We start from the raw sequence: 25,668 nt of genomic DNA, 5'->3' as shown, positions 1-25,668 counted from the left end.
ACTCCCTGTATTACTTCTGGTAAGGATCCCGACAATGAAAAAAACAACATCCGCGCTGGCATTGCTGATTGCTGCGGCGTTAAGCGGTTGTGCGGCGCATACCACGCCAGCCAGCAACGCCAGCGTTACGGAAAAAACAGCGCAACCTGCCGTCAGTGATGTGCAACAACGCGCGCTGGCGGATGGGTTATATGAAATGGCGCTTAGCCCGGCAGGAGATGCGTTGTACGTTGCCAGCGCCGAAGGATTTAAAGATGTGCAGGGCGGCGTGGTTTACAAGCTGGATCCAAAAACGCTTAAAACGCTCGGCTTGAGTCATACCGATATGAAAAACTTTGGTATGGCTATCTCGCCGGACGGTAAAACAGTGTATGTCACCAACTCACTGGATGGTGGCCTGAGCGCGCTGAATACCGCTGACGGCAAAGTGAAAAATCGCGTACTGTTCCCGGAACGTAACCCAGAAGGTTTCCCGTATGGTGCGCGCCAGGTGCTGCTGCATAACGGTTTGCTCTATATTGGTGCCGTGGCGGATCCGGCGGTGATTTGGGTGGTTGACGCTGAAACCCTGAAGCTGAAAACCCGCATTAAAAATACGGGTAAATGGATGACCGGACTGCATTATTCCGACGTGACGCAGCGAATTTATGCAGCTAACGGCGGCGGTGAAATCCTCGTCATCAACCCGCGTAACCAGCGTGTTGAAAAACGCTGGCAGCCGCTGGGTGAACAACCTGCGCTGCTGCTGAATATGGCAGAGGACGCGCAAACGGGTCGCCTGTTTGTCACCGACAACTCGAAAGCGAAGACCACCTTGGTGCTGGATATCCATACCGGTAAGCTGCTGAAAAAACTGGATGTAGGCGATTCGCTGGCGGTGAAATTCAACGCAAAACGCAACGAAATCTATATTACCCAGCGTGATTCAGGGAAATTACTCAGCCTGAATGCGACCGATTACAGCGTGAAGAAAAGCTGGGACTTACCGCCTAACCCTAACAGCCTGCTGCTCTCGGCGGATGGGCAAACCCTGTTTGTTACCGTGAAACAGAAATTTAATAAAGACCACTCCACCTCTGCGCCAGATAACGTGGTGCGTATCGATCTGAATAAATAATAACAACATGTTGCCGGGGGCTCTCCGGCAACGTCGTCAGACTTTTAATGGCATGGCTATGGACAACACTAAAACATACACACTCTTAATGAGAAAAACTGTGCTGGCCGCAACTATTGGCGCGCTTTCCGGCACGGTGAATGCTGCTGAGACCCCCACGGAAGCGGAAGAGACCATTGTGGTGCAGGCCGCAGAGAGAAGTGATTTTAAACCCGGTGGAGATACGTTACTGCCCGCTTTTCTCGACGGTCAGGTTGCTAATGGCGGCAGGCTGGGGATGCTTGGTCAGCAAAATGCCATGGATGTACCATTTAACGTTATAAGCTACACCTCAAAACTGGTCGAAGATCAGCAAGCTAAGACCGTTGCCGATGTTGTCGCCAATGACGCGAGCGTGCAGGCGGTACAAGGCTACGGTAACTATGCAGAGACATACCGTATTCGCGGTCTGAAACTTGACGGCGATGATATGACCTTTGGTGGATTATCTGGTGTGCTGCCGCGTCAGGTGGTGGATACGCAGATGATCGATCGTGTTGAAATCTTTAAAGGCGCGAATGGATTACTCAATGGCGCTGCCGGTAGCGGCGTTGGCGGAATGATTAATCTTGAACCCAAGCATGCAGACGATACGCCGATCACTCGCCTCGGTATGGATTACACCAGTGACTCACAGGTGGGAACGTCGCTCGATGCTGGACGCCGTTTTGGTGACAATAACCAGTTCGGTGCTCGTGTGAATCTGTTGCATCGTGAAGGGGAGGGGGCGGTTGACGACGATAAACGTCGTACCACGCTGGCATCACTGGGACTGGATTACCGTGGCGACCGTTTCCGCAGTTCATTAGACGTTGGGTATCAGAAAAAGACGTTTCACGGTGGCAACATGGGGATCAATATTTACTATGTGCCATTTGTCCCCGATCTGCCGAAAAATACGCACAACTATAGCCAGAGATGGGGTTATAGCGATATTGAGAATGAGTTCGGGATGGCGCGCACGGAATATGATCTGACCGAGAACTGGACCGCTTATGCCGGTTTAGGTGCGCAGCACGCGCATGAGATTGGCTTGTACAGTGCTCCGGAAATATACAACCAGGCCGGTGATGCGAAAGCCGGACGCCTTGATACCAATCGTATTATTGATGCGTTCAGCGGGATGGCAGGACTGCGCGGGAATTTTGATACGGGTTTTGTGTCGCATAAGGTTAATGTAGGTTATTCCGCCGTCACTAAAGAAGACAAAATCGCCTGGCGCATGGGGTCACGTGCCGCGCGCCCGGACGTCAATATCTACGATACACAGAATGTACCAAAACCGGCGGTGACGGCGACGGGAGGCAACTATAGCGATCCACTAACCAGTGGACGTACGCGTAGTCAGGGGTGGTTACTCAGCGATACGTTGGGTGTGCTTGATGATCAGCTTCTGTTTACCGTCGGCGCGCGCCACCAAAAGGTCGTGGTGCGTGATTACAACAAAGAAACTGGCGCTGAAAACGTTAAGAACAGTTTTGACGACAGCCGCTGGATGCCGACGTACGGTGTTGTATACAAGCCGTGGCAGGAACTCTCCCTATACGCGAACCATACCGAATCGTTACAGCCAGGCAGCACCGCGCCAAGCAGTGCAGTGAACTACGGTCAAAGCACCGGAATCATCCATGCAAAACAGAATGAGGTTGGGGTCAAAACAGACTTTGGACGTGTAGGCGGTTCACTGGCGCTGTTTGAAATCAAAATGCCGGTCGCCCAGTTGGATAGCCAGACCCGGTATTACGCAATCAACGGCGAGCAGCGTAACCGTGGTGTGGAGCTGAATGTTTTTGGTGAGCCGATGTTAGGACTGCGGCTGAACGCCAGTGCAACGTGGCTGGATGCGACGCTCAGTAAAAATCAAAACGGTGTCAACGACGGTAAGACAGCAATCGGCGTACCGGACTTCTATGCGGTGCTGGGTGCTGAATATGATATTAAACCTGTAGAAGGACTCACCGCGACGGCGCGGCTGAACCATTCTGGTGCTCAATATGCCAACGCGGCAAATACCAAGAAACTCGACAGTTTTACCACACTGGATTTAGGTGTGCGTTACCGTATGTCACTCAATCAAAACCAGAATCAGATGATTTTGCGTGCAGGGGTTGATAACGTCACCAACGAGAATTATTGGTCAGGTATTGATGATACCGGGACTTATCTGTTCCAGGGTGAGCCGCGCACGCTGAAGGTTTCCGTCAGTTACGACTTCTGATTTTTCTCCCGAGCCTCGGTGCGTTGGGCAAGGAAGCCCGGCGCATCCAATCGATTATTGCGCCTTGCGACAACCAGGTTGAAATGTTAAAAGAAGCCCCTTCAATAAAAACGACACAGGGGAAGGGCGTGAAAAACGCGTCAACTGCATCTGACACCAGCGTGTCTGATGCCGCGTCAACGAATGAGCCGACGCTTCAGCGGGGGTTGCAAAACCGCCATATTCAGTTAATTGCACTGGGCGGTGCAATTGGTACCGGCCTGTTTTTGGGCATTGGCCCGGCGATTCAGATGGCGGGACCTGCGGTGTTACTGGGTTACGGTGTTGCCGGGATCATCGCTTTTTTGATTATGCGTCAACTGGGCGAAATGGTAGTGGAAGAACCCGTTTCCGGATCCTTTGCCCATTTTGCCTATAAATACTGGGGACCGTTCGCGGGTTTTCTCTCCGGCTGGAACTACTGGGTGATGTTTGTGCTGGTCGGCATGGCGGAACTGACAGCGGCCGGGATCTATATGCAGTACTGGCTGCCCGATGTCCCGACCTGGATTTGGGCCGCGGCATTCTTCGTGATCATCAACGCCGTCAATCTGGTCAACGTACGCCTGTATGGCGAAACGGAATTCTGGTTCGCGCTGATTAAAGTGCTGGCTATTATCGGCATGATTGGTTTTGGTGTGTGGATACTGTTTTCCGGTAACGGCGGGGAACATGCAAGCATCGATAACCTGTGGCGTTACAACGGCTTTTTTGCTACCGGCTGGAACGGATTAATTCTGTCGCTGGCGGTGATTATGTTCTCCTTTGGCGGGCTGGAGCTTATCGGAATTACTGCCGCAGAAGCGCAGGATCCGCAAAAAAGCATTCCGAAAGCGGTAAACCAGGTGGTGTACCGTATTCTGCTGTTTTACATCGGTTCTCTGGTGGTGCTGTTGGCGCTGTACCCGTGGGTGGAAGTGAAATCCAATAGCAGCCCGTTCGTGATGATTTTCCATAATCTTGACAGCAACGTGGTGGCTTCTGCGCTGAACTTTGTCATCCTGGTGGCTTCGCTGTCGGTGTATAACAGTGGCGTCTACTCTAACAGCCGTATGCTATTTGGTCTCTCGGTTCAAGGGAACGCGCCGAAGTTCTTAACCCGCGTCAGCCGTCGCGGCGTACCGGTGAACTCACTGATCCTTTCCGGTGCTATTACGTCGCTGGTGGTACTCATCAACTATGTGCTGCCGCAAAAGGCCTTTAGCCTACTGATGGCGCTGGTGGTGGCGACGCTGCTGCTGAACTGGATTATGATCTGCCTGGCACATCTGCGATTCCGGGCGGCGATGCGTCGTAAGGGACGTGACACGCAGTTTAAAGCGCTGCTATATCCGGCAGGGAACTACCTGTGTATTGCTTTCCTTGGCATGATTCTGGTGCTGATGTGTACGATGGATGAGATGCGCCTGTCAGCTATCCTGCTGCCAGTGTGGATCCTGTTCCTGTTTGTTGCCTTCAAACTGCTGCGTCGTAAGTCCCGTTAAGTTTCTACCGATCTTGTTATTACCGATCCCATCGTCAGGATGGGATCGGATCCTCACTCAACGTTTATCGTGACCGTTCTCGCAATTTTGTTGCTGCTGACAGGATCTTTATTTTGTAATCGATTACTTTTCTATTGAATCTATTTTGTAATCGATTACTTTTTAAGGATGGGGCAAAAAATGGTGTCAACAACCGAAAGTAGTGGAAAACAGAGCGTACAGTACCGGCTGCTGGTGCCCCGGCTGTCGCTAATGATGTTCTTACAGTTCTTTATCTGGGGAAGTTGGTCCGTCACGCTGGGGCTGGTGATGAGCCAGCACAACATGTCGCTGTTGATTGGCGATGCGTTTTCAGCCGGGCCCATTGCCTCTATTCTGTCGCCATTCGTCTTAGGGATGCTGGTAGACCGCTTTTTTGCCTCGCAAAAGGTGATGGCGGTGATGCACCTTGCTGGCGCGGCAATCCTGTGGTTTGTTCCGCAGGCATTGATGGCGCAAAACGGTGCACTGTTGATTGGTCTGCTGTTTGGCTACACGTTGTGCTACATGCCAACGCTGGCGCTTACCAACAATATTGCTTTTCATAGCCTGTCGGATAAGGACAAAACCTTCCCTGTGGTACGGGTGTTTGGCACCATTGGCTGGATTGTCGCGGGGATCTTTATCGGTGTAACCGGAATTTCGGACACCACCGGCATCTTTACGCTGGCGGCGATTATCTCTGTGATTCTGGCGCTCTACAGCCTGACGCTGCCCAACACGCCTGCACCGGCGAAAGGACTGCCGGTGAAAGTTCGTGATCTGTTTTGTGCGGATGCTTTTGCCTTACTCAAGGTCCGTCACTTTTTTGTCTTCTCGCTCTGCGCGACGCTTATCTCTGTACCGTTGGGAACCTATTACGCGTATACCGCGTCGTTTCTTGCTGATGCGGGTGTCGGCGACGTCAGTACGGCGATGTCGTTTGGTCAGATGTCTGAAATATTCTTCATGCTGGTGATCCCGTTCCTGTTCAGACGGTTGGGCGTGAAATACATGCTGTTAATCGGGATGTGCGCCTGGTTCGTGCGTTATGCCTTCTTTGCCCTCGGCATCAGCGAAGAGGGCCGATTCCTGCTGTATCTCGGCATTCTGCTGCACGGCGTGTGCTACGACTTCTTCTTCGTGGTCGGCTTTATTTACACCGATCGTATCGCCGGGGAAAAAGTAAAAGGTCAGGCGCAAAGCATGATCGTCATGTTTACCTATGGGATCGGTATGCTGCTGGGCTCGCAAATTTCAGGCGCACTTTACAACCGGCTGGTGGCGGGGCAAACCGTGCCTCAGGCGTGGACTACATTCTGGTGGATCCCGGCAGTCGCTGCCGCAGTGATTGCCGTGATTTTCCTTTTCTCTTTCAAATATGACGACAAAGAGCAGGCGTAATTTTCAGGAGGGGTTATGAAAACCATCAAGGGACCTGGCATTTTTCTGGCGCAATTTATCGGGGATCGCTCGCCATTTAACACCCTGGAGGGCGTGGCAAAATGGGCGGCGGAGCTGGGCTATAAGGCATTACAAATCCCGTGTAATCACAAGTCGCTGTTTGATGTCGAACAAGCTGCTGTAAGTCAGGCCTATTGTGATGATATTCGCGGAATGCTGGCCGGGCATGGGTTAGTGATTAGCGAATTATCTACCCATCTTGAAGGTCAACTGGTTGCCGTCCATCCGGCTTATGATGACGCTTTTGACGGATTTGCTCCGCCGTCTGTACGCGCTAATCCGCAGGCCAGACAGGCGTGGGCCATCGAAACCTTACACCAGGCCGCTGCGGCTTCACAAAGACTGGGGCTGACGGCACATGCCACGTTTTCAGGTTCGCTCGCATGGCCTTTCTTTTACCCGTGGCCACCGCATAATCGTCAGCGCTTTGAAGAGGCTTTTCTGGAGCTGGCACGTCGCTGGAGACCGATTCTCGATCGCTTTGATCATCATGGGGTGGATGTTTGCTTTGAGATCCATCCCGGCGAAGATCTGCATGATGGCGTGACGTTCGAGCGTTTTCTGGCACTGGTTGATAATCATCCTCGCTGCAACATTCTCTATGACCCGAGCCATCTGTTATTGCAGCAGATGGATTACCTTGGGTTTATCGATGTCTACCACTCGCGTATTAAAGCTTTCCACGTCAAGGACGCTGAGTACCACGCCAGTAGCCGCAGCGGTGTCTATGGCGGTTATCAGCCGTGGCTCGATCGCGCCGGGCGTTTCCGTTCCCTGGGGGACGGGCAGGTTGATTTCAAAACGATTTTCAGCAAGCTCACACAATATGATTTCCCTGGCTGGGCGGTGCTGGAATGGGAGTGTTGCCTGAAAGACGCGCAAACCGGGGCGAGTGAAGGGAGCGATTTTATACGCCGCCATATTATTCCGGTTTCTGCACGCGCATTTGATGATTTCGCCGCTGGCGATGAGGTACGCAAATGATACAGGTTGGCATTATTGGCAGCGGATTTATTGGGCCTGCACATATTGAGGCATTGCGTCGACTCGGCGGTGTGAACGTGGTGGCGCTCTGTGATAGCTCGCTGGCGGTTGCCCAGGAACGCGCAGATGCTCTTCATATTCCTCATGCGTACGGCAGCGTTGAGGCGCTGCTGGCGCATCCCGGACTGCGGGTAGTGCATAACTGTACGCCGAATCATCTGCATGCCGACATCAATCGGCAGATTTTACGCGCGGGCCTGCACGTGTTTTCAGAAAAGCCGCTGTGTATGACGCCGGATGAGGCTCGTGAACTGGAAACGCTGGCACAGCAGGCGGGAGTGGTGCACGGCGTGAGCTTTGTCTATCGCCAGTTTGCAATGGTGCAGCAGGCGGCCAGTATGGTCAGAAGCGGCAGCGTGGGCCGTCTGTTTGCCGCTCAGGGGAGCTATTTGCAGGACTGGATGCTGCTGGAGACTGACTACAACTGGCGGGTCGATGCCGCACAGGGTGGGGATTCGCGGGCGGTAGCGGATATCGGTTCGCACTGGTGTGATACGGTGCAATTCGTGACTGGAAAACGTATTGTCGAGGTGATGGCCGATTTGGCTATCGTCTGGCCGGTACGTAAAGCCAGCATTGCCAGTAACGCTACGTTTGGCCAGCAAACGGCTGATGTGCAATTTGAGGATAAAGCGGTTACGACGGAAGATCGTGGATCGGTGCTAGTACGTTTTGATGATGGCAGCAAAGGCTGCTTTAGCGTTTCGCAGGTGAGTGCAGGGCGCAAGAATCACCTGAGCTTTGAAATTAACGGTAGCCACTGTTCACTGCACTGGGATCAGGAAACGCCGCAACAGCTTTGGGTCGGGCACCGTCAGCAGGCGAACCAGATCCTGACGGACGACCCTGGATTGATGAATGCTGATGTAGCTGCCAGTGCGCACTTTCCGGGCGGGCATATTGAGGGCTGGCCGGATGCGTTCAAGAATATGATGCAGCAGTTTTATCAGGCTGTGTTGGCAGGCAAAATGCCCGCGACGGCAGAGCGTCGATTTGCGTCTTTTTCTGATGGTGCGGATGTGATGTATATCATTGATGCAATTATAAAAAGCCATCAGCAGCAGCGTTGGATATCAGTACAGCGCTAAACACGCATCCGGTTCGCCAGTCGGCGATTTTATGGTAGCCTCAACGCAAAGCGTAAACCGCAGGATGTGTCGTCGTTATGTCTATTCAAAAAATCGCCCAGCTTGCCGGTGTGTCGGTGGCGACGGTATCGCGTGTGCTGAATCACAGTGATACCGTCAAAGCCAAAAATCGCGAGCGTGTGCTACAGGCTATTAAAGAAAGCAATTATCAGCCCAACCTGCTGGCGCGTCAGCTGCGTACGGCACGTAGTTCGATGATTTTGGTGATGGTTTCCAACATTGCCAACCCTTTTTGTGCAGAGGTTGTTAAAGGTATTGAAGAGGAGGCGGAGAAGAATGGCTATCGCATTTTGCTGTGTAATTCCGGCTCGGATACAGCCCGCTCAAAATCGGCGTTGAAGCTCCTGTCGGGGAAAATCGTCGATGGCATTATCACCATGGATGCATTCTCAAAATTACCGGAACTGACTACGCTGATTGGCGATGCGCCCTGGGTTCAGTGCGCGGAATATGCTGACAAAGGCGCGGTTTCCTGCGTGGGGATTAACGATGTTGACGCCGCACAGTCGGTGATATCTCACCTGGTGGATAAGGGCTACCGACGAATAGCCTTAATCAATCATGACCTGAGTTATAAATATGCTCGTTTGCGCGAACGCGGCTATAAAGCGGCGCTGCATGCATTGTCGCTTGAATATCAGGCTGTGGAATATGCCAGTGAATTAAGTTCCAGTGCAGGAATTGCGGCGATGAAAACACTACTTGCCGCAGAGGTGAAACCCGACGCGGTGTTTGCCGTATCGGACACGCTAGCCGCGGGTGCGATGCGCGCTATTTTCGATGCCGGATTACAGATCCCGCAGGATATCGCCGTTGTTGGTTTCGACGGTACGGAACTGGCAGAAATGGTTTCTCCACAGCTTTCGACCATTGAGCAGCCCTCACGGGATATAGGCCGCAAAGCGGTAGGATTGTTGCTGAATAAAATAGAAAATCCTGACGCGCAGACGGAAAGGGTGATGATGGACTGGCGCTATATTTCACGCGCCAGTACCTGAGCTTTATCGCAGAAACGCGCCAGACAGCGCACGAATATCGTTTCCGGTAGGCGACTGATGAATGCGCAAGCCAAACTCTTCGACTACGGCAAATATATGGTCGAAGATATCAGCCTGAATACTTTCATATTCCAGCCAGACCACCGTATTGGTAAAGGCATAAATTTCAATCGGTAAACCATGATCGTCTGGCGCAAGCTGGCGCACCATTAATGTCATATCTTTGCGAATACGCGGATGATGACGCAAATACTCGTTCAGATAAGCGCGAAAGGTGCCAATGTTCGTCATCCGGCGGTGATTCAATACCGATTCAGGCGCATCTAATTGCTGATTCCACTCGCTGATTTCCTGGTGACGTGTGGTTAAATACGGTTTCAGCAGGTGGGCTTTATGCAACCGCTGACGCTCATCCTCATCAAGAAAATGGATACTGGTGGCATCAATGCTGATGCTGCGTTTAATTCGCCGACCACCCGAAGCCGACATTCCGCTCCAGTTTTTAAAAGAGTCTGATACCAGTGACCAGGTTGGGATCGTGGTGATGGTGTTATCCCAGTTGCGCACTTTGACGGTGGTTAAGCCAATATCGATAACAGCACCGTCTGCGCCGTATTTCGGCATTTCCAGCCAGTCGCCAAGCTTTAACATATCGTTGGCGGAGAGCTGTATTCCGGCCACCAGTCCGAGAATTGGATCTTTAAATACCAGCATTAACACGGCGGCCATTGCACCCAAACCGCTTATCAGTATTGCCGGTGACTGGCCAATCAGCAGGGAAATCATCAATATTCCGACGAGGATTGCGCTGATTAGCTTGATGCCCTGGAATATGCCTTTTAGCGGCAGTTGCGACGCAGCAGGGAGTTTTTGTGACAGATTGAGAATAACGTCCAGCAGAGAAAACAGTGACAGCAGGGCGTACATCATGATCCACAGCTGTGCGCAGGTTACTAATATTTCTGCGGCTTCGCTGCCTTTCTGTAGCCAGAGTGCAGCCTGTATATTGACAATGATACCCTGCAGGGTGAATGCCAGCCGGTGAAATAACTTGTTCTGCGTGATGATTTGTAGCCACAGGCGGGAGCTGGCGTTGGCGCGCTTTTCAAATGCGCGTAGTACCACCCAGTGCAAAATAACGTGAACAATAATGGCGGTGATAAAAATAATGCCAAAAATCATCACCAGCGAGGTGGTGTGATTTATTTCAATGCCGAGTTCTTCTACCTGAGATATCAATTCCTGCATAATGTCTCCTTAATAAACAGCGGTCTATGATGACCGCTGTGCGGAGCTTATGCAAATGCGGAGGATTAGACTTCCGTCAGCGTCGTTTCCAGCGGCAGACGAGATTTCGGCAGCGCGGCGTTGAAATCTTCTACGCTGTGATGACCCACCGGAACCACCACTACGCTGGTGAAACCTTTCTCTTTCAGGCCAAATTCTGCATCCATGACTGCTGAATCAAAGCCTTCGATCGGCACAGCATCCAGTCCCATCGCCGCAACGCCCAGCAGGAAGTTACCGACGTTCAGGTACACCTGTTTTGCCATCCAGTGGTTATCATCTTTCAGTTCTTTGCGATGCATGTCGGCAAAGAAGGTGCGGCCTTTGTGGTTTGCGGCTTTAGCTTCCGGTGTGGCGAAACGACCATCAACTTCTTCTTGATCCACTACACGTTCCAGCCACGCATCGTCCATCGCCGTTTTGGCGCAGAACACCACGACGTGGGAAGCATCCAGCATTTTACGTTCGTTGAATACAAAGCCGCCGGCTGCGGATTTGGCCACACGCGCCTTACCTTCGTCAGTGCTGGCAACAATAAAGTGCCACGGCTGAGAGTTGGTGCTGGACGGGCTAAACTGCAGCAGCGTTTTTAATTTTTCGGCCTGCTCGGCGGTCAGTTTTTTATTCGGATCGAATGCCTTAGTGGAGTAACGTTTTAAGGCGACAGAAACAATATCCATAACTACTCCTGGTGATTTTCCATACCCTGCGGGTGCGTTTTGTTTCAGCAGGGTACAGGGTTAGCAGGAAAAAGATAAGACAGGAAAATGCAAAAACACTTATCGGGGTTAGCGATAAATCAACCTGGACGCAGGCGTTTTTGATCCCGCTTCGGCAAGCCGTCGACGACGCGGTGCCAGGAATCATTCACCAGCTCTGCCAGTAATGACTCGGTAATATCGTCACCAGGATAGACCGAGATCCAGTGCTTTTTATTCATGTGATAGCCGGGCTTAATGCTGGGGTAGATCTGCTGGTTTAACAGTGATTTTTGCGGATCGGATTTCAGGTTAATAAGCGGCCGTCCGCGAAGCTCCGTGACCAGCATAAAAATTTTACCGCCAACCTTGAAGACATCGTATTCCGGGCCAAATGGCCAGCAGTGTTCGGTAAAAGGCAGTTCAAGCGCAAGGCGTTTCGCACAGGCAGGTAGGGTCTGGCCGTCCATTATTGTTCCTCGCGGGTCAGTGCTCGCCACATGGCTTCAAATCCCATCGAAATATAGTCATTTGCGCGGGCAGTATCGCGGGCGGCGAACTCCATGGTGGTTTCCGCCAGAGAAAGAAACAGCGCGTCACCAAAGGCGCGATATTCGTCAGACATAAACTCGGGTCGTACGGAACGATGACAAAGATCGCGCAGTTCCGGGAACATATCGTCAGCCTGCTGTTCTGTTTCTTTGCTGATTTTCTCGCTAACGGCTAACTGGCGAATCGTGCGATGCCCGCAGGTGTGGTTCAGGCCCCAGCTAATGTAGCTGTTCCAGATGTAGTGAGTCATGGATTTGGCATCGGTCACTGAGCGATCCAGATTTGCCATCATCGACTGACAAAGGTCTTGCTTTAAAAAGAGGTAAAGCTCGTTGATCAAATCATCTTTGGTTGCGAAATAGCGAAACAACGTTCCCTCCGCAACCCCTGCATTGCGGGCTATCACGGCGGTAGACGCCGCAATACCTGATTGTGCAAATGCTGTGGTTGCAGCTTCCAGTAATGCCAGTTTTTTGTCTTCACTCTTCGGACGAGCCACTACACTTTACCCTTAAGTCTGTAAAAAACATGATTGAATCACGGCGATTGCTGCGCCGCAACGGCGAATGTCAAAGATTGAAAATCATCTTGACGGAGAACTTTCGATTTCTATAATGAGTGCTTACTCACTCATAATCAAGAGTCAGTCGCGCAAACCAGCGGAAAGGGGGCGCGTTTAAGGTCAGGATATGAAGCGTCTCACAGTTTGTGTGGTTGTTATTATGCTTATTGCCGCAGCTGCAAGTTTACCGTTTGTACTCAATGCCGGGTTTGGTCAGGCACCGCAAGGGGCACAGCTGAGTCAGGTTGAACAGTCACCGCACTATCGTGATGGACAGTTTCATAACCAGGTGCCGACACCGGGCTATACCGGCAACAAAGGTATGCTGGCGGCCTGGTGGGAGTTTCTGGTCGCTAAGCGTGAAAATGCACGTCCAGCGCAGCCGTTACCTATGGTCGCGACCGATCTCGCCGGGCTTTCGCCGCAGCAGGATACCCTGGTCTGGCTGGGCCACTCTTCGTGGTATTTACAGCTGGCGGGTCAACGTATCCTGATTGATCCGGTGTTCAGCAATTATGCCGCACCGTTCTCGTTCCTGAACAAGGCCTTTGCCGGTGATTATCCATGGACTGCGCAGACGATGCCGGAGATTGATTTGCTCATCATCTCCCACGATCACTATGACCATCTGGATCTCGCCACTATCAAGGCGCTAATGCCAAAAATTAAGCGGGTGATTACACCGCTTGGCGTCGGGTCGCATCTGCGTTACTGGGGAATGCGCAGCGAGATAATCGAAGAACGGGACTGGAATCAGTCCGTCAGAGTGACGGATTCGCTGATCGTTCATGTGCTGCCTGCTCGTCATTTCTCGGGACGCGGTATCAAACGCAACCAAACGCTATGGGCGAGCTTCATGTTCGAAACGCCGGAGCAGAACGTTTATTACAGCGGCGATTCCGGCTATGGACCGCATTTTAAAGCCATCGGCGAGCAGTTTGGCTCTGTCGATTTGGCGATTATGGAGAACGGTCAGTATGACCAGGACTGGAAGTTTATTCACATGATGCCGGAAGAGACGGCGCAGGCTGCGGCAGATCTACATGCGAAGGCTGTGTTGCCAGGGCATGCCGGCCGTTTCGTTCTGGCGAAACATACCTGGGATGATCCATACAAACGACTGGCGCTTGCCAGCCGTCATCAGGATTACCGACTGCTGACGCCAATGCTGGGTGAACCGGTAATACTGTCCGAACCGGACCAACCGTTTACGGCCTGGTGGCAACAGGTGACTCAATGAATACAGGGGAGAGCATGATGACGATTTCTGCTCAGGTAATTGATACGATTGTTGAATGGATTGATGATAATTTGAATCAGCCATTGCGCATTGATGATATTGCACGCCATGCGGGATATTCCAAATGGCACCTGCAGCGTCTTTTTATGCAGTACAAAGGCGAAAGTCTTGGGCGTTACATCCGCGAGCGCAAGCTGCTGCTGGCGGCGCGCGATCTACGCGATACCGACCAGAAAGTGTACGACATCTGTTTGAAATACGGATTCGATTCGCAGCAGACCTTTACGCGTATTTTCACCCGTACGTTCAGCCAGCCGCCGGGAGCTTATCGCAAAGAAAATCATAGCCGAACGCATTAACAGCAGAGGGGTTCTCGCGGGCCTAATCCACCAGCGAGAACCAGCGCCGCCAGATGAAGCGCAGCACCAAATATTCAATCACGCCTAGCAGTAAAAACCACAGGCAAAACAGCAAAGTATAAAACTGATTGAGATCCATCAGATGAAAAATGGCGACGAGTTTTTGCGCCAGCACCAGGCCAAGCGAGGGGGCGGGCAGCAGCAGGCAAGACAAAAAAGCCAGTAGCAGGATCCCTGCGACAGTCATCAGTGATTCAAGCGGGTGTTTCATGACATTGTTAAACTTGAGTTAAAAAGCTATTGTCCGGGATCTCAGCGGGCAACGCAAATACCCACGCTTACAACCCCGCCCAAATCTCACAATGCTTTTTCACCAGGCCACTCAGTGACCCGCCTTCGGCGACAAAGTCACGCATGTTTTGTGCTTCATCATGACCATTTTTAACCTGCAGATGTATAGCTTCAATCGCGCTGGTTGCGCCTACTTTATCTGCAGAGGTAGCGATATTCTCCAGGAGTCGCAATGTGTCTTCTGACAGGCGGCAGCCGTCGCCGGTATTGACGTCGGTGACGATTCCCGCCATACCAAAGCGACAGGCCTGAAAACGATTGAATTTATACAACAGGTAATCACGCTCCTGGTGCTTGAATGGACGTTTGGTGAGTAACCAGTGGGCGGTAGCCTGAATAAGTCCTGCCATATTGACCGCATGATCAAGGGTCAGCGGCGTATCCATGACCCGAACCTCTACCGTGCCAAAGTGCGGGCTGGGGCGGATATCCCAGTGTAAATCTTTAATGCTATCAATCATGCTGGTGTAAGCCAGTCGACGGAATAGCCCCTCGAATTCCTGCCAGTTATTCACCCATGGCATCGGGCCATTATCGGGAAATCCGGAGAATATATTCAGTCGCGCGCAGGCAAACCGCGTGTCGGAGGTCTGCATATAAGGTGAGGCGGCCGAGAGCGCAATAAAATGGGGAACAAATCGCGACAGGCCGTGTAGCAGGTAAATGGCATCATCGCCGTTTGCGCAGCCGATATGCACATGTTGGCCGAATACCGTCGCTTGCTGGATAAGATAGCCAAAATTTTCCAGGTTGCGCCGATAGCGTTCGTCATCGCAGACTTCCTGACGTTGCCATTTTTGAAATGGATGTGTGCCACCGCCACAAATGGCGAGGTGATGCTCTGCAGCAACTCGCATAATTATCTGCTGCATAGCGGACAATTCAGCATCAGCATGGTCGATATTTCGGCAAATTCCGGTCGCCATCTCCAGCATACTTTCGGTGATATCGTGCTTCACTTCTCCGGCGGAGAGCTGCGGTGTGACGGCATCAATCAGCCGGGAGGAGTCCTGACTCAGGTCGTAACCTGGCGGATTGACCACCTGCATTTCCAGTTCAATGCCTAACGTAAAAGGGTCGGAAACATGAAAATCGGGTAGTGGCATAAGGCTCTCTTCCGCGTTGATTTTTAATCAGTATAGAAGGACTGCTGATTTTCTGTTCGTCGTCAAAATCACCCTTGCGACGCTTTGAAGGTGTAATGGCCGGTGTTATAACTATTTTTTACTTCGCTACTGGGGTTGAATCGTGCCGGAAATAAATCTTTATGGGCAGACCGTCGGCGATGTCGTGCCGGACTGGAATGGCGCTGCCGTACTGCCACGGGAAACGCTGATAGGGCAATATTGTCGACTGGTTCCCCTGGATGCCGACAGCCATGCCGCCGATCTGTTTGATGCCTACGCGCAGGCGCTGGACGATCGCGACTGGACCTGGCTTGCAAGCTCTCGCCCCACAAGCGTTGAGGCCGCAGCTTGCTGGGTGCAGGGGAAAGTTACTGATGCATCTCTGGTTCCCTATGCCGTCATTGAACAGCGTTCAGGACGAGCTGTCGGACTGGTGTGCTTTATGGCGATTGAACGAGAGCACGGTTCGGTCGAAATTGGTCATGTGACCTGGTCACCGCGTATGAAAAATACGGTTCTTGGCACCGAAAGCATCTGGCTGCTGCTGCGCCAGGCATTTGCGTTGGGCTATCGTCGCGTGGAGTGGAAATGCGATTCTCTGAACACCGCTTCTCGACGGGCAGCGGAACGCCTTGGGTTTATCTTCGAAGGTCGCTTTCGCCAGAAGATTGTGCGCAAGGGGCGTAATCGCGACAGCGACTGGTTATCAATGATTGATAGCGAATGGCCCCAGTGTGATGCCGTTTTACAGCGCTGGCTGGCCGCAGAGAACTTTGATGAACACGGGCGGCAACGAAAAACGCTGGCTGCCTGTAGCCGCGAATAAATTAACGCCCGCAGCTAACAATGGCTGCGGGCGTATTGCTGTTTACCAACAGATAAATCCGCCATCTACAACCAGGTCTACACCGGTGCAAAATGAAGCGGCATCGCTGGCCAGAAAGAGTGCCGGGCCCGCCATCTCTTCCACCTTTGCCATGCGCTGAATTGGCGTCTGGCTTTCAAACTCCCGCGTCTGATGAACCATTTCCGGTCGAGTATTCATCGGCGTGGCGGTATATCCCGGGCTGATGGAGTTCACGCGTATTCCTTTTCCAATCCACTCCATCGCCAGGCTTTTCGACAGATGAATCACCCCCGCCTTAGCGCTATTGTAATGGGCTTGTTCAAGGCCTCGGTTAACAATAATCCCGGACATGGATGCGATGTTAATAATCGAGCCACCACCGGATTCCAGCATCAGCTCGGCTTCGGCTTTACAGGAATTCCACACGCCAGTGAGGTTAATGTCGATAACGCGCTGCCACTGCTCGCTTTCCATTTCCAGCGCAGGGTTGGCGTTGGCAATGCCTGCGGCATTGACCGCAATATCCAGACGACCAAAGCGTTCCTTCGCCAGGGCTACCGCGGCGCGAAGGTCGCTAAGCTGGCGGACATCGCCCGTATAGAGCGCAGCCTGGGCGCCAATAGCGGTGATAGCATCAACGGTCGCGTTCAGCCCGCCGTCTTCGCGCAAATCAAAACAGATCACGTGCGCGCCCGCGCTGGCAAGTGCGCAGGCGATAGTCTGACCGATGCCGCTACCTGCGCCAGTAACGAAAGCGACGCGCCCCTCAAGATTAAACAGTTGTTGAGCAAAATCTTTTGTAATCATAGTGATGACTCTCTTAACAGATACCCTGGTGGGCATTAAGACATAATCAGGCCGCCATCGATGTTGATGGTTTGTCCGGTGAGATAACGCGCATCGTCAGAGGCGAGAAAAGCGACCAGTCCGGCGACATCCTCAGGTTTGCCCGCGCGTTTCATGGGGATGCCTTTAACCCATTCCGCCATCAGTTCACCTTTGCCATAGCGTTTTTCATCTGTGCTGAGAATTTCGCCCCAGACACGATCGTTGTAATCCCACATTTCGCTTTCGATTATCCCTGGGCAAAAGGCGTTGACGGTGATATTCCACGGTGCCAACTCATGCGCCAGGCTTTGCGTAATACCAATTACGCCCATCTTGCTGGCGGCGTAGTGTGGGGTATAGATGAAACCCTGGCGTCCCTGACCGGAAGAGGTATTAATCAGACAGCCCTGGTTTTGCTTAACCATATATTTTGCTGCTTCCCGACAGCAGAGCCATACGCCAGTGGTATTTACGGCGAGGACTTTTTCGAAATCGGCTTTCGGCATGCGGTCGAAATAGTCGATGGTGATAACACCCGCGTTTTGAATCGAGACATCAATGGTGCCGAAGCGCGCTGCGGCCTGCTCGTACAGAGATTGCACCTGCGCCTCATTGGTGACATCCACCTGCAAAGATAAAATATCTGCCTGATAGCGCTGACGAAGCTGTTCCGCTGTTTCGTGGACGCGCTCTGCATTAGATACCATCACCAGGTTTGCGCCGTCGCGGGCAAAACGTTCGGCGATACCTGCGCCAATCCCTCGACAAGCACCAGTGATGACAATTGTCTTACCATGAAAATCACGTTGCATATTTTTATCCCCTGTATAGGCCGGGCAAAAGATGCCCGGCGGAATGTTGCTGCTTAACTGGATACGGTATTTACTGAAGGTGCTGCCGCCAGCTTTTCTTCATGGCGACGCATCAGAATGACTTTGTTCTGCAGCTTTTGCTGGAACTGATCGACAACAACGGCGGTGACGATAACCACACCTTTGATGACCATCTGCCAGAAGTCGCTGACGCCCATCATCACCATGCCATCGGCGAGGAAGACAATTACGAAGGCACCGATAATGGAGCCGGAGACGCGTCCGCGTCCTCCCGCGAGCGCAGTTCCGCCCAGCACAGTTGCGCCAATGGCATCCATCTCAAACATGTTACCGGTCATCGGATGTGCTGTTTGCAGTTGTGAAGCCACAATCAGCCCAACAAAAGCGGCGCACAGGCCGGAAAAGGCGTACACAAAGATCTTCGCTTTTACGATAGGGACACCCGCCAGACGTGCGGCGGACTCGTTCCCTCCAATCGCGTAGATATAGCGGCCTAGTGGAGTTTTGGTGGTTACCCAGTAGCCCAGCAGCAGGAAGGCAATCATCAGCCAGATAGGGAGATAAATCCCCAACAAAGTACCTGAACCCAGCGTGGCAAAACCGGTATTGCCCAGCGCGTCCATGCCGTTAAGATTTGGGTAAGTGCTGCCGTCGTTAAACAGAAGAGCAGATCCTCTGGCAACGTACATCATGCCGAGCGTACAGATAAACGGCGCAACGCCGAAACGCGTGATGACGGCACCGTTGACAAAACCAACGACAACGCCGAAGAGGGCAACACAGATTATGACCTCTGGTACGTTGAAGAAGATGATGTTGCCACCCCAGATGGGCAGACCGTTGGTAAGCAAGGCGCCTGCAACCATGCCGCAAATACCCGCTACCGCCCCGACGGACAGATCGATACCGCCAGTGAGTATCACCAGCGTCATACCAATTGCCAGTAAGCCCGTGATGGCGACGTGCTGGGTCATGATCAACAGGTTAGAGGTGGTCAGGAAATTAGGTACCATCACGCTAAAGAATGCGATAACCAGCAGCAGTGCGATAAACGTTCTGGCCTTCAGGAGGTACATATAAATCATATATTTCTGGTTCATGATGGATTCCAGCCTGATTAATCTTGAGGTGTAGAAGCCGCGATTAATGTCTCGCGGGTAACCGCATGACGGGGGACATCAGCGGTGATTCGGCCATCGGCCATCACCAGAATGCGGTCCGCCAGCGCCATCACTTCGTCCAGCTCTGATGAAGAGAACATCACCGCCAGCCCTTGCTGCGCCATTTTGCCAATAAGGTGATACACGTCGGTTTTCGCACCCACATCAATGCCTCGGGTGGGCTCATCAAGGAAAACCACCTGCGGTTGCGTCATCAATGCCTTACCCAGCACCACTTTTTGCTGATTACCGCCGCTTAATGAGGTGATAGGCAGTTCGGGATCGCTCACTTTGATAGCCAGTTGCTGGATCATTGCCTTCACACTGGACTGCTCTTTGTGCGGGTTCAGCCATTTCCAGGCACGGCGAAAGCCTTGCAGGCTGAAGTCAGACAGCGTCATGTTGGACTGAATCGACATCATCTGAACAACGCCTTCGCCCTGACGGTCTTCAGGCACCAACGCCAGCCCCTTTTTAAGACGTGACTGAAAATGGGCTTTATCAATGCATTCGCCGTTAAGCTGCACGCTCCCACTCTGGCAGGGCATAAGTCCCACCAGACCTTTGAACAGTTCCGTGCGTCCAGCGCCCAGCAGACCATAGATTCCGATGACTTCGCCTTTACTGAGGCTAAACGTCACGTCATTAAGCTTATAGCCGCCGCTCGGATGAAGGGCTGTGAGACCCTGTACGGATAGAACCGTTTCACCTTTTGGTGCGGGTTGATAATCAAAATGTTTTTTCTTGTCACCCACCATTTGTTCAATGATCCACGGAATACTGGCATCATTGACTGGGCGTTCGCTGATAAAACGACCGTCGCGGAAAATCGTGATGTAATCACCAATTTCCATCAACTCTTCCAGACGGTGAGATATATAGATGATGGTGACACCGCGCCGTTTAAGTTGCTCAATGACGTTAAACAACACTTTCACCTCAGACTGGCTGAGTGCGGAGGTTGGTTCATCCATGATTAAAACGCGGGTATCTTTGGAGAGCGCACGAGCAATTTCGACCAGTTGCTGATGACCGATCCCTAGTTCCTCCAGAGGTGTATACGGATCAACATCCAGCTCGAGTCTTTCCAGTAAGGATTTTGCTAGTGCGTATTGGTATTTTTCGTTGATTTTCCCTTTTTGAAAGAACTCGTTAGCCATGAAAATATTATCCATGACATTCATGTTTGGGAATAAATTCAACTCCTGAAAAATAATGCTGATACCCAGTTTTTCGGCCTGATGGGTCGAATTTAATGTGACGGGTATGCCATCCATAATAATTTGTCCGGAAGAGGGACTTTCGACACCAGCAAGCATTTTCATCATGGTGGACTTACCCGCACCATTTTCTCCGATCAGCACGTTTACTTTATTCCGATATACCCGGTAGTTGACGCTATCTAATGCCACTACCCCAGGGTAAACACGCGATAAATCGTGTGTTTCGATAATAACTTCAGATTCGACGGAATGAGGAGTGACGATATCTTGCTGCTGCATGTTATTGTCCTCCTACAGATTCAATTTTCGCTGGTGTAATAACCGGGATGGATTTTGGTATCTCCCACTCAGAAAAAACACCATAAACGTGTACTGATTCTCCGGTTTTAAGCTGCGCAGATTGGATCATCTTTATTGCTTGTTCGTTAATTCCTCGACCATATTCACCAAATAATACCTGGTCATTGAAATCACTATAACTTGTGCCTTTAAAGGCATCGCGTAATTGTGTGCCGCGCAGCGTCGGACCAATCTGCACAATAATGCTGTTGCCGCTTTTATCGGCGATAGTCATTTTTCCACTACGAGAGGCGGTATCAAGATTGCTAATTTTTCCTTCTACTTGTACGTAAAAGATGCAGGGATTCTCTTCCTGAGAACGGTAGCCGAGATTTTTACAGGCGCTATCAAAATCTTTTTCAGCATGCAAGGCCATTAATAAATCGGCCACCGGACGAGCCTGCCCGACAATTTGCGGAACAATTTTGTTTTGCCACGTTTGATCAATATTGGCCATGTGTGGATTCGGTGGCGACTTGAGGTCCGCAAGTTCCTGCTGCGAGACGATGCGGCATCCGCCCACGGTCAACAAGGCCAGCGCAAGCCAGGCTTTTTTAGACATAATGTTCTCCTCTGCGCCTCCTGAGAGGCGCAACAACCCGGGATCAGGACTTGATATTGAAATCCTGCACTTTATCTGCGTTTTCTTTAGTGATAAGAATTCCGCGGAACATGACGCGTTGCTTTTCGGGTTTTATGCCTTTTTGCAGGTAGTTATCCAGATCGGTAACCCCTTGTGCTGCGATAGCCTGAGCCTGGAGCATGACGGTTGCCTGTAGAGTGCCTGCTTTCACCGCATCACGTTCGTCGTTGCTGCCGTCGATACCGACCACTACCACGTCGCTGCGGTTCGCCGCTTTTAATGCAGCAATAGCGCCCAGTGCAACAGGACCGTTACCGCAGATGATACCTTTCACGTCCGGGTGGGCCTGTAGGATGCTGTCCATAATACGTTTACCGTCGATAAGCGTACCTTTGGCATCCTGTCTGGCGACACTAACCATATCCGGGAACTGATCAATAACCTGGTGGAAGGATTTGGAGCGCGTAACACAATTATTATCCGCAAGGTTACACGTCAGTTCAGCATATTTACCTTTTTCGCCCATCTTCTCGACGAAAATATTTGCAACTTCGGAACCCGCCTGGAAGTTATTGTGGGTAATTTGCACCAGTGCAACATCATCAACGGGAATTTCACGGTTGATTAATATGACGGGAATTCCAGCTTTTTTCGCTTTTTCAATTGCCGCGACGCTGGCCGTTGAATCTGCATTATCCAGAACGATACCCTGGACTTTTTTGCCGATTGCCGTATCAATCAATTCATTCTGTTTTTTCACATCTTCACTGTGCGACAAAATTGTGGTTTTGTAGCCCAGTTCCTTGGCTTTTTCACTGGCACCTTTTGCTTCTGAGGCGTAATACGGGTTATCCAGTGAATTCACCATAATCATGATTGTCCCTTTTTCCGCTGCATGAGCAGTAAAAGACAAAGCAGTCAGGGTTGCAGCAGTTAACAGCGTTAAACGTAATTTCATGACAATGTTCTCTCTGTGTTGTTATTGTCGGGTACGGTGAAACAACGTAAAGCTTGAATTTCTTATGGTCCGGTGTCCTCCTGTATATGTGGTAAATAACGTCGCGCGTTTTCCCAGGTGAGGCATCAGGCGGACGGGGCCGGTTTCCATAATGTTCTGTTTACCGCATGGCGCCATTCCTGCCATCTTTTTTGCAACCGATGGTGGCGATCCATGTCGGGTTGAAATGTGCTATGTACGGTTAAAAAAGCTTTTAAATCAGTCAGTGAGCCAGGGTAAAGCGCTTTACGCGCCAGTAATGCCGCGCCAATGGCGGAAAGTTCTGGCACATCGCTACGCATAACCGGATAACCAAGCAGATCTGCCTGATATTGCATTAGCCAGTCGTTTTTGGTGGGGCCACCGTCAACCATTAATGCAGTTAACTTGAAATCATCGTGCTGCTGCATGGCAACTACAACATCGGCGATTTGATAGGTAATCGACTCAAGTGCGGCACGAATGAGATGTGCTCGTTTAACTCCCCGACTGAGTCCGCAGATGACTCCACGGGCACTGTCATCCCACCACGGTGCGCCAAGCCCGGTCAGTGCTGGCACAAAATAAACGCCGAGGGTCGAATCAACGGAGGCGGGAAGGGTGTTGAGTTCGTAGGCCAGTTCGGCATCCGAAAGTTCGCTCAGACCAGTACTGTCCGCCATCCATGCCACCGCATCACCCGTGTGCGGGATATTGCCTTCCAGACCGTATATGATGCTATTTCCATCGTGCCAGGCGATGGTTGTAGCCAGTGCGTCAATATCGCATTGGGCTGATTTGACCGGCGCCATCACCGATGACCCGGTACCGTAAGTTGCTTTAACGCATCCCATTTCGCCAAGAGCATGGCCAAACAGAGCGGCATGTGAGTCACCCACCATCGACATCACAGGAATGCCGTCTGGGATGCCATTGAGTCCGCGAGTATGACCAAATAATCCACTGGAGGGTTTTATTTCCGGTAAGGCGGCGCGCGGAATGTGGAAGAGTGCCAGCATGGCTTCATCCCACTCTCCAGAGTGCAGGTTTAGCAACTGTGTGCGGGCGGCATTGGAATAGTCACAGCAGAAGGCTTCACCAGCGGTTAAATTCCATAGCAACCAACTGTCGATCGTTCCCAGGCAAATTTGTCCCTGCGCAGCCAGCTGTGGGCCATCGGTCACGGATTCCAGTAGCCAGCGCATTTTTGATGCGGAGAAAAGTGGTGCGATTGGCAGACCAGTGGTTGATTTTATTAGTTGTTCTTTATTTTCATGCCGCAGTTCCTCGCAGTAAGCCGCACTGCGCGTACATTGCCAGGTGATTGCGGAATTTAGCGGTCTGCCAGTCTGGCGATACCAGCCTATGGCGGTTTCACGCTGATTACTGATAGCCAGTGCTGCGACGTTTTCAGCACCAACATGATTCACAGCTTTGGCAATGACACCAATAGAAGCATCAATCAACACCTCGCCAGATTGTTCAACCCAGCCATCCCGAGGGGTCTGAATCGCCAGTGGCTGAGAAAACTTTGCCACCACATTGCCCTGTGCATCAAGCGCAACCGCTTTGGCGTTAGTTGTGCCTTCATCCAGCGCAATGATGAACTCTTTCTTCGCTGCACACATAGATTATCTCCTGAGTCACATTGCGTCCCGGTTTGGAGGATAAAGCCCCCTCATTGTCGCGTCATTACTACATCAGGCCTGGCTGTGACATCGTTTTTCAATCATTGAATATATATTCGATAGTGATTATTTATTTAATACCTTAGCCACAATCTTTCCGTTGGGCTACAGAAAAAATCATCAATTGTGCTGAGAATCACACTTACACAGACGGGACAATAACAGAAAAAAGAGTAAATTAAGGCGAGGTGAAACCATTCAGTCTATTGAAATATATGGATTTTAGTCACAGCCTTTGCTTTTTATCTTTCGTGCAAAGGCTATCAGCGAATTGAGGATCAGGAGGTGACCAGCATGCGGGCCGTAGGATAGTCGGTAATGAGCACGTCGATATAACCTCCGTTCAACGCCCCTTTAATTGCCGCGACTTTGTCTGTACCGCCAGCAAGCGCCACGACATTCGGGCATTTTTTTACCTTGTCCAGGGCCATGCCAATCACTGGATCTTCGTCATCTTGCAATACCGGCTGGCCCTTGTTGTCGTAGTAATGCAGGCAAATGTCTCCGACCGCGCCGCGATCTGCCAGTACCTGCAACATATCTTCGTGGTAGTAGTTGCCTGATGTTTTCAGCAATTGGGACGGTTCGAGGATCCCGACGCCAACAATGGCGATGTCTACATTATCAAAGCGTGAAATCACATCGGCGACATCTTTGCTGGCAACGAGACGGTTTTTCTCTTCAACCGAGCCTTCGATACTCTGCGAAGGAAGCAGCCAGGCTTCACAATTCAGATGTTGTGCCAGCGTCTGCGTCAGAATTGTGGCCTGTACGTTGCCGTTGGGACCCACGCCGCCCAACAATTGAATTACGCCGCCGGCCTTCAGGTTCTGCGTATGGACTTCATCCACCATCGCTCGGATAGTCGAACTCCATGAGGAAACGCCCACCAGATCTTTGGGGCGCAGCCTGGTTTCCAGATAGTGGGCTGCGGCAGAACCAATGGCGCGTTTGATGGTGTGGTCGCTGGCATCCTCTTCGGTATCAACCACAATGGCCTGCTTAATGCCGTAACGTTCCTCGATCCCTTTTTCAAGATTCAGGAAGATATTTGAGGGCTGGACAACGCTGATTTTCACCACCCCTTCTTTCTGACAGCGGGTGATGGCGCGGGAGATAAACGACTGAGAAAGCGAGAGAAGTTGAGCAATATCGGACTGTTTGCGTCCTTCAAGATAGTAAAGGGTAGCGATTTTAACCAATAGCCGTTGTTCGTCCTGCTTAGCCATATATTTCCTCGAAAATCATTTACGTACCGCCATTATCTTAATGCGTTTTATCATACGCGAAAATTGAAGACAGGTAAGTGTGATAAAGCTCTAACTTTAACCAATCCTCCAAAACAGCTATGGACAAATACGAAAATTAGGTTGCATAATTGAATAAAGAATCATTTGTGAATATATATTCATGGTGGTTACAGGTCAACTTATTATTACCAGCGTC

The 25,668-nt window shown here is 51.4% G+C and carries 24 protein-coding genes; 10 read left to right on the top strand and 14 right to left on the bottom strand.

What is annotated here, in order from left to right; translation table 11 throughout:
* The first annotated feature begins 34 nt into the window (after window positions 1-34).
* The 7 genes from IB222_RS16860 (at window position 35) to IB222_RS16830 (ending at window position 9,569) form a co-directional block, all read left to right on the top strand.
* Window positions 35-1,117, top strand: a complete 1,083-nt coding sequence (locus tag IB222_RS16860) for a YncE family protein (RefSeq protein WP_149384106.1) — start codon at window positions 35-37, stop codon at window positions 1,115-1,117.
* Between the two features lie 58 nt (window positions 1,118-1,175).
* Window positions 1,176-3,374 (top strand): TonB-dependent siderophore receptor, encoded by a 2,199-nt coding sequence (locus IB222_RS16855; protein WP_032934362.1) that lies wholly within the window; start codon window positions 1,176-1,178, stop codon window positions 3,372-3,374.
* A 128-nt stretch (window positions 3,375-3,502) separates the two neighbouring features.
* A complete protein-coding gene (gene pheP, locus IB222_RS16850; protein ID WP_149384107.1) occupies window positions 3,503-4,897 on the top strand; it encodes a phenylalanine transporter in 1,395 nt (464 codons plus the stop codon).
* A gap of 180 nt (window positions 4,898-5,077) precedes the next feature.
* Complete coding sequence (locus IB222_RS16845; protein ID WP_126318905.1) at window positions 5,078-6,319, top strand: MFS transporter; 1,242 nt, start codon at window positions 5,078-5,080, stop codon at window positions 6,317-6,319.
* A 15-nt stretch (window positions 6,320-6,334) separates the two neighbouring features.
* Window positions 6,335-7,363: a sugar phosphate isomerase/epimerase family protein gene (locus IB222_RS16840; protein WP_063940739.1), complete on the top strand. Its 1,029-nt coding sequence runs from the start codon at window positions 6,335-6,337 to the stop codon at window positions 7,361-7,363.
* A complete protein-coding gene (locus IB222_RS16835) occupies window positions 7,360-8,511 on the top strand; it encodes a Gfo/Idh/MocA family oxidoreductase (protein WP_126318902.1) in 1,152 nt (383 codons plus the stop codon). Before IB222_RS16840 ends, IB222_RS16835 begins: the two co-directional genes overlap by 4 nt.
* Window positions 8,512-8,588: 77 nt before the next feature.
* Entirely contained in the window at window positions 8,589-9,569 is a 981-nt protein-coding gene (locus IB222_RS16830) for a LacI family DNA-binding transcriptional regulator (protein WP_003831159.1), read from the top strand.
* Window positions 9,570-9,572: 3 nt separating this feature from the next.
* On the opposite strand, the gene IB222_RS16825 is transcribed toward IB222_RS16830, so the two are convergent.
* The 4 genes from IB222_RS16825 to IB222_RS16810 all read right to left on the bottom strand — a co-directional run bounded on the left by IB222_RS16825 (window position 9,573) and on the right by IB222_RS16810 (window position 12,605).
* Window positions 9,573-10,817 carry a mechanosensitive ion channel family protein gene (locus tag IB222_RS16825; protein ID WP_148362287.1) on the bottom strand — a complete coding sequence of 415 codons (1,245 nt, stop codon included), beginning with the start codon at window positions 10,815-10,817 and terminating at the stop codon, window positions 9,573-9,575.
* A gap of 65 nt (window positions 10,818-10,882) precedes the next feature.
* The gene (gene nfsB, locus IB222_RS16820; RefSeq protein ID WP_148362286.1) at window positions 10,883-11,536 is read right to left on the bottom strand and encodes an oxygen-insensitive NAD(P)H nitroreductase; all 654 of its coding nucleotides are present in this window, start codon (window positions 11,534-11,536) and stop codon (window positions 10,883-10,885) included.
* 119 nt (window positions 11,537-11,655) lie between these two features.
* A complete protein-coding gene (locus tag IB222_RS16815; RefSeq protein ID WP_008784040.1) occupies window positions 11,656-12,024 on the bottom strand; it encodes an MmcQ/YjbR family DNA-binding protein in 369 nt (122 codons plus the stop codon).
* Window positions 12,024-12,605 (bottom strand): TetR/AcrR family transcriptional regulator, encoded by a 582-nt coding sequence (locus tag IB222_RS16810; protein ID WP_126318898.1) that lies wholly within the window; start codon window positions 12,603-12,605, stop codon window positions 12,024-12,026. Before IB222_RS16810 ends, IB222_RS16815 begins: the two co-directional genes overlap by 1 nt.
* 190 nt (window positions 12,606-12,795) lie before the next feature.
* On the opposite strand from IB222_RS16810, the gene IB222_RS16805 reads away from it, so the two are divergent.
* Together IB222_RS16805 and IB222_RS16800 are read left to right on the top strand one after the other, a co-directional pair.
* Window positions 12,796-13,908 (top strand): MBL fold metallo-hydrolase, encoded by a 1,113-nt coding sequence (locus tag IB222_RS16805; protein WP_008784042.1) that lies wholly within the window; start codon window positions 12,796-12,798, stop codon window positions 13,906-13,908.
* A 17-nt stretch (window positions 13,909-13,925) separates the two neighbouring features.
* Window positions 13,926-14,267: a RamA family antibiotic efflux transcriptional regulator gene (locus IB222_RS16800; protein ID WP_003021996.1), complete on the top strand. Its 342-nt coding sequence runs from the start codon at window positions 13,926-13,928 to the stop codon at window positions 14,265-14,267.
* A 22-nt stretch (window positions 14,268-14,289) separates the two neighbouring features.
* Here the strand turns inward: IB222_RS16800 and IB222_RS16795 are convergent, their stop codons facing one another.
* Both IB222_RS16795 and IB222_RS16790 read right to left on the bottom strand, forming a co-directional pair.
* A complete protein-coding gene (locus tag IB222_RS16795; RefSeq protein ID WP_148362285.1) occupies window positions 14,290-14,538 on the bottom strand; it encodes a DUF1158 domain-containing protein in 249 nt (82 codons plus the stop codon).
* Window positions 14,539-14,605: 67 nt separating this feature from the next.
* Entirely contained in the window at window positions 14,606-15,724 is a 1,119-nt protein-coding gene (locus IB222_RS16790) for a YbdK family carboxylate-amine ligase (RefSeq protein ID WP_148362284.1), read from the bottom strand.
* Window positions 15,725-15,866: 142 nt separating this feature from the next.
* On the opposite strand from IB222_RS16790, the gene IB222_RS16785 reads away from it, so the two are divergent.
* Window positions 15,867-16,571 (top strand): GNAT family protein, encoded by a 705-nt coding sequence (locus IB222_RS16785; RefSeq protein ID WP_003831168.1) that lies wholly within the window; start codon window positions 15,867-15,869, stop codon window positions 16,569-16,571.
* Between the two features lie 42 nt (window positions 16,572-16,613).
* Here the strand turns inward: IB222_RS16785 and IB222_RS16780 are convergent, their stop codons facing one another.
* The 8 genes from IB222_RS16780 to IB222_RS16745 form a co-directional block, all read right to left on the bottom strand.
* On the bottom strand, window positions 16,614-17,399 hold the full coding sequence (locus IB222_RS16780) for an SDR family oxidoreductase (RefSeq protein ID WP_003831169.1): 786 nt from the start codon (window positions 17,397-17,399) through the stop codon (window positions 16,614-16,616).
* A gap of 35 nt (window positions 17,400-17,434) precedes the next feature.
* A complete protein-coding gene (locus tag IB222_RS16775; protein ID WP_003831170.1) occupies window positions 17,435-18,232 on the bottom strand; it encodes an SDR family oxidoreductase in 798 nt (265 codons plus the stop codon).
* Between the two features lie 53 nt (window positions 18,233-18,285).
* Window positions 18,286-19,353, bottom strand: a complete 1,068-nt coding sequence (locus tag IB222_RS16770) for an ABC transporter permease (protein ID WP_003831171.1) — start codon at window positions 19,351-19,353, stop codon at window positions 18,286-18,288.
* A 17-nt stretch (window positions 19,354-19,370) separates the two neighbouring features.
* Entirely contained in the window at window positions 19,371-20,915 is a 1,545-nt protein-coding gene (locus tag IB222_RS16765) for a sugar ABC transporter ATP-binding protein (RefSeq protein WP_057066476.1), read from the bottom strand.
* A gap of 1 nt (window position 20,916) precedes the next feature.
* On the bottom strand, window positions 20,917-21,537 hold the full coding sequence (locus tag IB222_RS16760) for a DUF2291 domain-containing protein (RefSeq protein ID WP_100272793.1): 621 nt from the start codon (window positions 21,535-21,537) through the stop codon (window positions 20,917-20,919).
* 43 nt (window positions 21,538-21,580) lie between these two features.
* On the bottom strand, window positions 21,581-22,516 hold the full coding sequence (locus IB222_RS16755; RefSeq protein ID WP_003831174.1) for a D-ribose ABC transporter substrate-binding protein: 936 nt from the start codon (window positions 22,514-22,516) through the stop codon (window positions 21,581-21,583).
* A gap of 125 nt (window positions 22,517-22,641) precedes the next feature.
* A complete protein-coding gene (locus IB222_RS16750) occupies window positions 22,642-24,162 on the bottom strand; it encodes an FGGY-family carbohydrate kinase (protein WP_148362283.1) in 1,521 nt (506 codons plus the stop codon).
* A 338-nt stretch (window positions 24,163-24,500) separates the two neighbouring features.
* Entirely contained in the window at window positions 24,501-25,451 is a 951-nt protein-coding gene (locus IB222_RS16745; protein ID WP_003831176.1) for a sugar-binding transcriptional regulator, read from the bottom strand.
* Window positions 25,452-25,668 lie beyond the last annotated feature (217 nt).

Origin of the sequence: Citrobacter sp. C13, assembly GCF_014596815.2 — a bacterium.
In the GTDB taxonomy this organism is placed as follows: domain Bacteria; phylum Pseudomonadota; class Gammaproteobacteria; order Enterobacterales; family Enterobacteriaceae; genus Citrobacter; species Citrobacter portucalensis.
This window is presented reverse-complemented; position numbering and strand designations above follow the sequence as displayed.